The sequence below is a fragment of the Peribacillus sp. NPDC058002 genome (genome assembly GCF_042886655.1).
Classification (GTDB): domain Bacteria; phylum Bacillota; class Bacilli; order Bacillales; family DSM-1321; genus Peribacillus; species Peribacillus aracenensis.
In genome coordinates this window covers 1-10,131 of record NZ_JBHVQU010000135.1, presented here as the reverse complement: position 1 = coordinate 10,131, position 10,131 = coordinate 1, and the positions used below count along the sequence as shown (strand labels likewise).

Genomic DNA, 10,131 nt, shown 5'->3' with positions numbered 1-10,131 from the left:
TTTATTCAAGAAATCAATAAAGTTTTTCACAGTAGAGAGTTTTAAAGCATCCTGGTTATACATTAACCATGTATTTCTTAACACCGGCTTCCCATTTTTGTAGGATAACCCGTATGTATGCAAGTTATCTGAAGGCTGCAGGCATATTTCCGGCAGAATAGAAACACCAAGATCATTTTTGACCATCTCTTTGCACGTCTCCTGCCGATCTGTTTCCATAGTTACAAATGGCGGCTCCGGGAATCTATCATGCCACCAGCCATTTATTAAGTTTTTTAAAGAACTGTCGGTTTTATAATTTATGAATGGAAGTTCTGGCAAATTATCCAAGTCTACCTCTTTCTTAGAAATTAAACAAAGTCTTTCTTTATGCAGTAACGATTTGATTCCATACCATTCATAGTTTCCACGCAGAATGCCTAATTGAACACTAGAGGAATCCAGAAGATGCATGATTTCTGTACTCCAGCCTGTATTCACATTAAATTGTACATGAGGATATTGTGTTGAAAACTTTTTCAATATTTCTGGTAGTTTATATTGGGCAAAGTTGCTGGAAACGCCAAGCCTTAACGTTCCTCTTACCTCATTTTTCATATTCAGCATATAATCTTTCGTTTTTTGCAACTTTTTCACCATTTCTTCCGCATAGCCCGCTAAATGTATCCCTTCGGAAGTAAACTCAATGCCTCCTTTTATTTTGAAAAATAGGTTCGTACTAAATTCTTTTTCTAAATTTTTAAGCCGGTACGTTAACGCCGGCTGCGATATATATAAACGCTCTGCCGCACGGCTAATGTTTTTTTCTTCATATAGTACCCTTATCGCAATCCAATCTTTTTCGTCCACTTAACCATCTCCCACTTTTTGATTATAAGTTTTTTTATCATTTTCATTAAAAAAATATGTATTTTACTTATTACAGAACTCATCATACTATATTCTCAATGGAACCGGTAGTGCTATAAATATTGTCTTGAGAAAAGGTGGTTATACAATGAAAGTACCAGTAGTTGTAATGCGCGGCGGGACAAGTAAAGGTGTGTTCCTTAACTTTGAACATATGCCTTCGAATCGCTCACACTGGGAAGGTTTCTTACTTGACGTGATGGGCAGTCCGGATCGGAGACAGATTGATGGTCTTGGAGGAGCGAATTCATTGACAAGTAAAGCAGCAATTATCAAAAAATCGGATTCACCGGAATACGATGTGGAATATACATTTGCGCAGATCAGCATCGATAATCAAATGGTTGATTTTAAAGGGAATTGTGGTAATATTTCATCTGCTGTAGGACCTTACGCAATTGAGCACGGATTAGTTCCGGCAAAAGAACCTGTTACACCGGTGAGAATTTTTAACACGAATACACAAAAATTGATTATTGCAGAAGTAGAGGTTGAAAATGGACAAGTGAAAACAGAAGGCAGCTGCTCAATTCCAGGCGTGCCTGGTAAAGGATCACCTATCTATCTTTCTTTTACTCGTGCTGAAGGAGCAGTTACAGGAAAACTATTCCCTACAGGAAATCCAATTGACATGATTAAAACGAAGGATCGACTGATTCAAGTTTCAATCATTGATGTTGCTAATCCACTTGTTTTTGTAAGGGCACAGGATATCGGTCTAAACGGAAGCGAATTGCCCACTGATTATTCACAGGAAAAATTAAATGAACTAGAAGAAATCCGGTCGATTGCAGCTGAAATGTGTCAATTTTCCGATAAGAAATCAGCAACCGTCCAATCTCCTGCTGTGCCTAAAATGACTCTAATTGCTCCTCCTATGGATTACGTCGATTTAAACGGATTGGAAAGAAAAGCGTCAGAGATGGATTTGATGATCAGAATGATGTCGATGCAAAAGCCCCATCAAGCTCTTGCTATTACAGGAGCCATCTGTGCAACTGCAGGAGCTTACTTACAGGAAACGATTTTATCGGATATGGTGGACATCAAACAGGAAATTTTTCGATTAGCCCACCCGGCGGGGATCATGGAAACAAAAGTTGATTTTTTGGCAGGACACATTCGCGCTATTAAAGTGGTACGCACAGCAAGAATCATTTTAGAGGGATACGTGTACACGAAAAATAATTACGAGCTTACCTATCAATTAGCTTGATTTGAATTGATTTGTAAATTACGCAAAAAAAAATTATCTATCACTTGGAGGCTTTGAAATGTGGGTCATCACTGTCTTTTTAAAAGGAAATATTAAAATTTTTGAATTTGACACAGAAAAAGAAGCGAAAGAACTATTCAAAAATATGAATGGCACTAAAATTCTTTCCGAAATAGTTTACTTCAATGATCCTTGTTTTGTATAAGTGAGTTTTCAATAAAGCCCAGACTCTAATGTATCTCCAACTAACCGATGCCTACAAAATTCAATTATAAAATAGGATTGAAAATAGATGAAAAATTTCCGGGGGGAGCTCTCACACTTATACAAGTTAGGATATAGATACTGAATTCAGATTTTCATGGTCACTAGGGTATTTAAGCAAAAAGAAAACTAAATGTTATTTATCATCCTTGTTATATATCCACAAACCAACCCATTATTTAATGACTGGCCATCAGGACACTTAAAGCTATTCTCTAAAACTCATATCCCTATATGATATGAGTTTTAGTCAATGCATAAAGACTCTTAATATTTGAAGTACCAAACAGCCAAGAGCTATTTTAAGCCTTGGCTGTTTTTCATTCTTCTATTTAATGTATCCCTAAACTTTTTGGACAAATTCTTATCTAATTAACTATGCAAGGAAAAGACTCAATGATTATTGACCGCTTCAACCTTTTCTTGAATATAGTGGGCTGCGGATGAACCAGCTAATTTTCCAAAGACTGCGCCAGACATTAACCCGGATCCACCAGGATAGTTTTCATAAAAAATACCCCCAATCATTTCACCAGCCGCAAAGAGACCTTTTATCGGTTGTTCTTCTTTGTTTAACACATGACCCGTAACATCTACATGCAAACCACCGAACGAAAAGGTGATTCCGCACGTAACAGGGAAAGCATAGAATGGCCCTTGCTCAATTCGAAGTGCCCAGTTGGATTTAGGAGGGGTAATTCCTTTCGTTCCTTTGCCATCTTTCTCTGCGGGTCTATACTCGCCATCTTGTACGGCACTGTTATATTCTTCAATCGTTTTAAGGAATTGTGTTTGATTGACCGGCAGTAAACTTGCCAACTCTCCAAGTGTATCTGCTTTATAAATAGTCGCTTCTTCAAGGTCATATTCTTTACGCAGCATCGGGCGTACCTGTGCATCATAAATTTGATATGCCACATGTCCAGGCTGTTTTAATACCTCACGGCCGTATTTGGCATAGGTGTAATTTCGCAAATCTGCTCCTTCATCCACAAAACGTTTCCCTTCATTATTAAGCATGACACTGTACGGATAAGAATGCTTTTTAAAAATATCTCCCGGCTTTGTGAAGTCTCCTACTTTTGGCGCGTTATAATCTGTCCCAATCGAATGACATCCAGACCACTGCCCAAATTTTTGAGCCCCGACTGCCATAGCCATGGAAATGCCGTCTCCTGTGTTGAATTCGGTTCCACGAACAATTGCCGCTTCCCATTCTTCACCAATATTTTCACATCTCATTTGCTTATTGGCTTCAAAGCCGCCACAAGCCAAAATCACACTGGACGTCCGAACTGTTACCATTGTATGATCCTTCTCAACAACGACACCCGTTATAGTGTTATTCTCTGATACAAGCTCCACAGCACGTGAATCGTACCAAACGTCGATGCCAATTTCTTCTGTCCGCGCAAAGAGCTGTCTCATTAAGCCAACGCCTTTATCTTCCGTTTTGATAGGCAGTCCTCCCCAGAAATTGCGCTTGCCATCTTGTACGAAAGATTGATTTTCAAAATTCAATTCAAATTTTATTCCCTGATCACGCATCCACGCAATTGTTTCATACGATTTAGTAACCAGCTGTTTTGCTAATTCGGGATTACTCTGTCCACCTGTTACTCGCATTAAATCATCTAAATAATCAGATTCAGTGTATTCAGGCATAACAATTAACTCGGCTTCTGCGTCTGTTAATTCTGGTATTACTTTTCTGATTGCGTCTAAATTATTGTAGGCAACACGTATGGCTCCATCTGTAAAGAAAGAGTTTCCTCCACGCTTTTCCAATGGTCCTCGTTCTAATACAAGAACTCTAGCACCGCCTTCTTTTGCTGAGATTGCCGCACATAAAGCTGCGTTTCCTGCCCCTACTACAACTACATCATAATTTTGTGCATTTGCCATTTTTACCCCTCCTGTTAAGTGATAACTCTTCATGTAAATAATAAGTGAAAATAATGAATAAAAATAATATTGTTTTTTTATTCATTGCCATAAAAAAATTTTATGAAAAAATGCAGTAAACGCGAACTATAGTGAGTCTATTGCTTTACAAAAAAAGATAGATTTCTTTTATTCATTAGTTGTATTATACTTTTAGAAATCAAATAAATTATCACTATTTATAATTACCCATAAATATTTTTTATGGTTAAAGGAGAAAAATTTTATGGATGAAAAAGACTGGCTTATTTTAATTACTCTCTACGAAGAAAGAAATATAACAAAGGCGGCACAACGACTATTTATTTCTCAGCCAGCTTTATCCTATCGTATAAAACAGCTGGAAAAAGAGTTCAAAACAAATTTAATCTCTAGAGGCAAAAGAGGTGTCGAGTTTACAGTTGAAGGGGAATACCTCGTTCAATATTCGAAAAATATGCGTAAGCAATTAGGAGCTGCAAAAGAACATATTTCAAATTTGGATAAAAAAGTAAAGGGAACTTTGCGATTGGGTGTATCTGGCTTGTTTGCCCGTTATAAACTGCCAGTATTATTAAAAGAATTTCTAACCCTATATCCAGAGGTTGAAATTAGTTTGAAAACTGGATGGAGTTCTCAAATTCATCAAATGCTTCAAAAAGAAGAAGCACACATCGGGATAGTTAGAGGTCCTTACAAATGGCAGGAAAATAAAGTTTTATTTCAAGAAGAAAAGATTTGTATTGCCTCCAGTAAAAAAATTGAATTAAAAGAACTTCCTTTTCTTCCTAGAGTTAATTATCAGACAGACCAATCGTTAAGGAATACTATTGAGAACTGGTGGCAGGAAACATTTGCGGTACCACCTAAGATTTCAATGGAGGTAGATCGGATTGAAACATGTAAAGAACTGGTCCTTAATGGTTTAGGATATGCCATTTTACCAGAAATCTGTATTAAAAATGATGAACCACTGTATACTTTCCCCATTGTATTAAGCGATAATAGCTATTTGCTTAGAGAAACCTGGGTTTTTTATCGGGATGTGACTACGGATTTAGCACAAGTAAAAGCATTTATTGATTTTCTTAATGATTCTAAACAAAAGAAATAAGACGAATCGAAATAAAACTGGTACAAAGGAAGAGAATTAATATGAAAAAGTGGGATTTAAATAATGCTAGCAAGACAATCCAATTTTCAGCTGCACTTCTAACTGCTTTTATTGGAGGCAGCCTTTTCTCTCTTGTCGGGTTGCCAATCCCCTGGCTTCTAGGTCCAATGGCAGCCCTATTAATTGCATCACGTTTCAAAAACGTTAAATTAATTTGGCCCGTTTCGATGAGAAATACTGGATTGATTATTGTAGGTTATTCAATTGGCATCTCTTTTACCAAGAGCTCACTGTCTGACATGATTAGTCACCTTCCCTCAATGTTGATCCTTACAACCTTAATAGTCCTTGTGTGTGTAGGTTCAGCTTTTGTTATGTCAAAATATTCCGGCATTGACTATCCTACCTCCTTAACGAGTAGTATTCCTGGAGGCTTGTCACAAATTGTTGTGTTTGCAGAAGAAATGAAAGGCATTGATATTACTACAGTAACCTTTTTCCATGTTACAAGAGTGATAATGGTTGTTTTCTTAGTTCCTCTTTTAATTTTCAGTCCTATTTTTGCAGCGAAAAGTACCAATCACTCATCTGATAACGTTATTCCAGAGTGGAGTGGTTTATTTCCTCTTATCTTTCTGTTTGCGCTTATTTGTTTCCTCGCAGCAAAAATAGGTAAAATAATTAAATTACCAGCTCCTTACTTTTTAGGACCAGTAATCGCTGTTGCAGCAATAGGCCTTTTTGGTTTGCAGGGACCACCACTTCCTCCTTCACTTCTTGATATATCTCAATTTATGGTTGGCGGTTATATCGGTTTACTATTAAAACCGGAACAACTTGACAACAAAAGAAAAACCTTGTTATTAGCTTTGATGAACGGACTGATTTTGATCTGCGCAACAATGTTTTTTAGTTTTTTACTGACCCAGTATTATGATTTATCGACTATTACGGGTTTTTTAAGTTTAGCCCCTGGTGGAATGGATCAAATGGGAATCATTGCACAAGAAGTTAATGCTGATGTAACTACTGTTACCAGCTATCAGCTATTTCGGATGGCTTTTATTTATGCCGCAGTGCCTCCATTACTAAGATTGGTATTAAAATTAAGTTTAAGAAAAAAAGACAAGAACAGTAACGTTAAAACTAAATGTTAAATAAAAAAGAAACGAGCTTTGCTTAAGGACACTGAAAAAGTCTGATTTATAAAGAAAAGAAGGTTATCATCCACAATATTTAGATGATGACCTTCTTTTTAAATACTAAAAATAGCATTAAATTTTAAAAAATTTCTTTATTGTATCACTTATCCATTGGCTTTCTTTGCTCTCCTCCTGCAATCTTTTTTAAGAATAAATTATTTTGATGCCAATACAAAAAAAATATGTATTTAACTTATTGTTCTCCCTGTATTACCTTTAATAAAGAAAAGCGCATAAGCATAGTGTAAAACTTATTAATCTACCAGTTAATTTTTCTGAAGATTCACAAAATTAATTCTTAGTCATCCAGAGATGAATTGAAAGCGCATTCAAAATTTGGGAGGGGATTTAATAATGTTTCTTACAATTTTAGGCATCTCCATGGTTACAGTTTTTACCTATTTAATTATGTCCAAACGTTTATCACCCATTGTTGCTTTAACTTTAGTTCCGATCGTTTTTGCAGGAGTTGGTGGTTTTGGAAGTGAAATTGGCACTATGATGATGGAAGGCATTAAGCTAGTCGCTCCTTCTGCAGCTCTATTATTATTCGCCATATTGTTTTTTGGCATTATGATAGACACGGGCTTATTTGACCCACTTATCAAAAAGTTATTAGAAGTTGTCAAGGGAGATCCTGTCAAAATTTCGATGGGTACCACAATTCTTGCATTACTCGTGGCCCTAGATGGAGACGGTACAACAACGTATATCATTACTGTTTCAGCTATGTATCCACTTTATAAACGAATCGGTATGAATCCATTGGTTTTAGCCACAGTAGCCATGCTAGCTTTAAGTGTTATGAGTGGCATGACTCCATGGGGTGGACCTGCTACCCGAGCAATAGCAGTATTGGGACTTGATGCATCCGAATTTTTTGTTCCACTTATTCCTACCATGATCGGTGGTGCTCTTTGGGTTATTTTCGTCGCATTTATTTTAGGAAAAAAAGAACGTAAACGACTTGGTGTAATACACATAGAAGAGTTCAAAAATGAAATAGCTGCTACGGTTGAAAATGAAGCCACTGAAACATTTCCTCATATTGACATTAAACGCCCTCGTTTTTTGTGGGTTAACTTATTAATTGTGGTAGGCATTATGGTCATGCTTATTATGGGATTGGTACCTCCCCCCATTTTATTTTTGGTCGGTTTCGCCATTGCTTTAATGGTTAACTACCCCAATCTGGAAATGCAAAAAAGACGTATCTTAGCACATTCTGGAAACGCCTTAATTGTTGTTCTATTAGTTTTTGCGGCTGGAGTATTTGCAGGAATCTTTTCCGGTACAAAAATGGTTGATGCTATTGCTAATGGACTGGTTGCGATAATACCTGCTTCATTAGGACAGTTTTTCCCTGTCATTGTTGGCATTACAAGTATGCCATTCACTTTTGTTTTATCGAATGATGCCTATTATTTTGGAGTCCTCCCTATCCTTGCAGAAGCAGCATCAGCCTATGGTATTAGCCCATTGGAAATTGCTCGGGCTTCAATCTTGGGACAACCCGCTCATTTAATGAGTCCACTTGTTGCATCAACCATTCTATTAGTTGGTATGGTTGATAAAGACCTTGGAGAATATCAAAAATTCGCATACAAATGGGCCATCTTGACATCGTTAACCTTAACAGTATTAGCTATAATTAGTGGTGCTATTTCTTTTATGTAAATTAAAAAAGTCCTTGTATACTTGTTTGCAAGGACTTTTGTGGCGTTTTTCAGCTAGATAGTTTTTGATACAACTTTGTTGCCAGATAAAGTTCCATAATTGAAACCATGAAAAAAGATAGAAAACTGAAGTAATTACTGATATTATGTGGATTTGTTGGATTAAAGAATGTAAATATTTTTATCATTCATTATGTTAGTGTAAAGCTTGTCCTTCCATGACTTACTTACTTTTAAATATTTACAAAAGATTGATTATAGGAAGTTAATAACGTATAAAAAACAACGTCTCAAAATTACAAGTTATCTTGTTTTAGTGAGACGGAATAAAAGTGTTAAAAAAAGTACACTTCTTACACATATTATTCACAAAACATTCACACTTGTTCATTGTATAATATAGGTACTCCTTATTTTTATCTCTGAGTGCGATTATCCAGGACCATTCGCATTCAGAGAAAAAAGCCTTTAAACCTATTCCTTTAGAGGCTTTTTTTATTGTATCTCATTGTAATGAGTATTCTAAAATTTTGAGACAGAATAAAAAATTTAAATTATTTTTCAGTTTATCATAGTATAAATGATTAATAATTAATAAATCTTAAAGCCCTTCCCTATTTGATATTATCCATTATTTTAATTTTAAAGTATTTACATAACTGGCAAAAAAACTAGCAATAACGAATCAAATGAGTTAACAATTTCTCACCAATTGCTAATGATGCTGTTGCCGCCGGTGAAGGTGCATTACACACGTGTATCAAACGTTTACTGCGTAATATAAAATATCATCTACAAGCTGCCCGTCAGTGGTGAGTGCCTGAGCTCGCACTCCTGATTCTATTTTAACAAGATCGTCCAAATCTATTGCGGGTACCAATTTTCTTAAAGATTCCAAGAACTTACTCTTTCTTACCGAACGATGCATTTCATTTAATCCGTATCGAAAATGCTGTTTCGCAATTTTCCAAAATGCAGGGTATGACAACACTTCAAGCAAATCGCTAATATTCAAATCGGTTTTTTTATATCCTTCCCCTTTAAACACTAATACTGCGTTTGGACCAACATGAATTTCCCCATTTATCATTCTTGTTAAATGTACACCAAGGAAAGGAAACTGAGGATTTGGAACGGGATATATCAAGTTGTTCACTAAATGAGATTTTGATTCTCTCAGCTTATAATATTCGCCCCTAAAAGGAACTATTTTCATTTTTAGATTCAAGCCAGCCATCTTGGTTATCCTATCGCTAAACAAACCGGCACAATTAATGAAATATTTGGTATGAATATCCCTTGGTTTGTAACAATTTCAATTTCATTGCCTTTTTCGTTTATGTCTAAAACTTTTGTGTTAAACTTCAACTCTCCACCTTTACTGATAATATCGTTTGCTAAAGATTCTGTTACTTTTTTATAGTTGACAATGCCTCCCATAGGAACTTTAATGGCTGATATACCATTAACATTTGGCTCTATCTTTCTCATTTCGGCCTGATTTAAGACTTCTATATTAAGCCCGTTCTTAAACCCGCGTTTATAATAAATCTTTTTCATCGGTAGCCACAATCAATTTCCCGAAAATATCATAAGCTATATCGTGTTGTTCACAGTATTCTACTAATTTTTTTCCGCCTTCTTTTGCAAAGCGTGCTTTTAAGCTTCCCGGTTTATAGTAAATCCCCGAGTATATAACACCACTATTTCTCCCGGTTTGGTGAAGGAGCCTGTGCCACTCCCGGGATGGCATCATTTAAGCCAATTACTCCAAAGTTCAACGACTCTGTTACCCTGATAGCTCTATCAATATTAGTAGTGTATAAG

The 10,131-nt window shown here is 36.1% G+C and carries 10 protein-coding genes; 5 read left to right on the top strand and 5 right to left on the bottom strand.

What is annotated here, in order from left to right:
• Positions 1-849: LysR family transcriptional regulator (locus ACFVSH_RS18735; protein ID WP_387707275.1), on the bottom strand; the 849-nt coding region annotated here is incomplete at its 3' end.
• Between the two features lie 148 nt (positions 850-997).
• Between ACFVSH_RS18735 and ACFVSH_RS18730 the strand changes: the two genes are divergently transcribed.
• Both ACFVSH_RS18730 and ACFVSH_RS18725 read left to right on the top strand, forming a co-directional pair.
• A complete protein-coding gene (locus ACFVSH_RS18730; RefSeq protein WP_387595077.1) occupies positions 998-2,125 on the top strand; it encodes a 2-methylaconitate cis-trans isomerase PrpF family protein in 1,128 nt (375 codons plus the stop codon).
• 58 nt (positions 2,126-2,183) lie between these two features.
• Positions 2,184-2,330: a hypothetical protein gene (locus tag ACFVSH_RS18725; protein ID WP_278090096.1), complete on the top strand. Its 147-nt coding sequence runs from the start codon at positions 2,184-2,186 to the stop codon at positions 2,328-2,330.
• Positions 2,331-2,782: 452 nt separating this feature from the next.
• Here ACFVSH_RS18725 and tcuA read toward each other — a convergent pair whose 3' ends face one another.
• Positions 2,783-4,294: an FAD-dependent tricarballylate dehydrogenase TcuA gene (tcuA, locus tag ACFVSH_RS18720; RefSeq protein ID WP_387707273.1), complete on the bottom strand. Its 1,512-nt coding sequence runs from the start codon at positions 4,292-4,294 to the stop codon at positions 2,783-2,785.
• 265 nt (positions 4,295-4,559) lie between these two features.
• Between tcuA and ACFVSH_RS18715 the strand changes: the two genes are divergently transcribed.
• From ACFVSH_RS18715 to ACFVSH_RS18705, 3 genes are all read left to right on the top strand, one after another.
• Entirely contained in the window at positions 4,560-5,426 is an 867-nt protein-coding gene (locus tag ACFVSH_RS18715) for a LysR family transcriptional regulator (protein WP_387595070.1), read from the top strand.
• Positions 5,427-5,467: 41 nt separating this feature from the next.
• Positions 5,468-6,583, top strand: coding sequence for an AbrB family transcriptional regulator (locus tag ACFVSH_RS18710; RefSeq protein WP_387707272.1), 1,116 nt, complete (start codon positions 5,468-5,470; stop codon positions 6,581-6,583).
• 399 nt (positions 6,584-6,982) lie between these two features.
• The gene (locus ACFVSH_RS18705; RefSeq protein WP_387707270.1) at positions 6,983-8,305 is read left to right on the top strand and encodes a CitMHS family transporter; all 1,323 of its coding nucleotides are present in this window, start codon (positions 6,983-6,985) and stop codon (positions 8,303-8,305) included.
• Positions 8,306-9,064: 759 nt separating this feature from the next.
• On the opposite strand, the gene ACFVSH_RS18700 is transcribed toward ACFVSH_RS18705, so the two are convergent.
• The 3 genes from ACFVSH_RS18700 to ACFVSH_RS18690 are packed head-to-tail and all read right to left on the bottom strand — an operon-like array spanning position 9,065 to position 10,057.
• Positions 9,065-9,541: an FAD-dependent oxidoreductase gene (locus ACFVSH_RS18700; RefSeq protein ID WP_387707268.1), complete on the bottom strand. Its 477-nt coding sequence runs from the start codon at positions 9,539-9,541 to the stop codon at positions 9,065-9,067.
• Positions 9,542-9,546: 5 nt separating this feature from the next.
• Positions 9,547-9,864, bottom strand: coding sequence for an FAD-dependent oxidoreductase (locus ACFVSH_RS18695; RefSeq protein WP_387707266.1), 318 nt, complete (start codon positions 9,862-9,864; stop codon positions 9,547-9,549).
• Positions 9,845-10,057: an FAD-dependent oxidoreductase gene (locus ACFVSH_RS18690; protein WP_387707277.1), complete on the bottom strand. Its 213-nt coding sequence runs from the start codon at positions 10,055-10,057 to the stop codon at positions 9,845-9,847. The genes ACFVSH_RS18695 and ACFVSH_RS18690 overlap by 20 nt, the downstream gene beginning before the upstream one ends.
• Between the last annotated feature and the right edge of the window lie 74 nt (positions 10,058-10,131).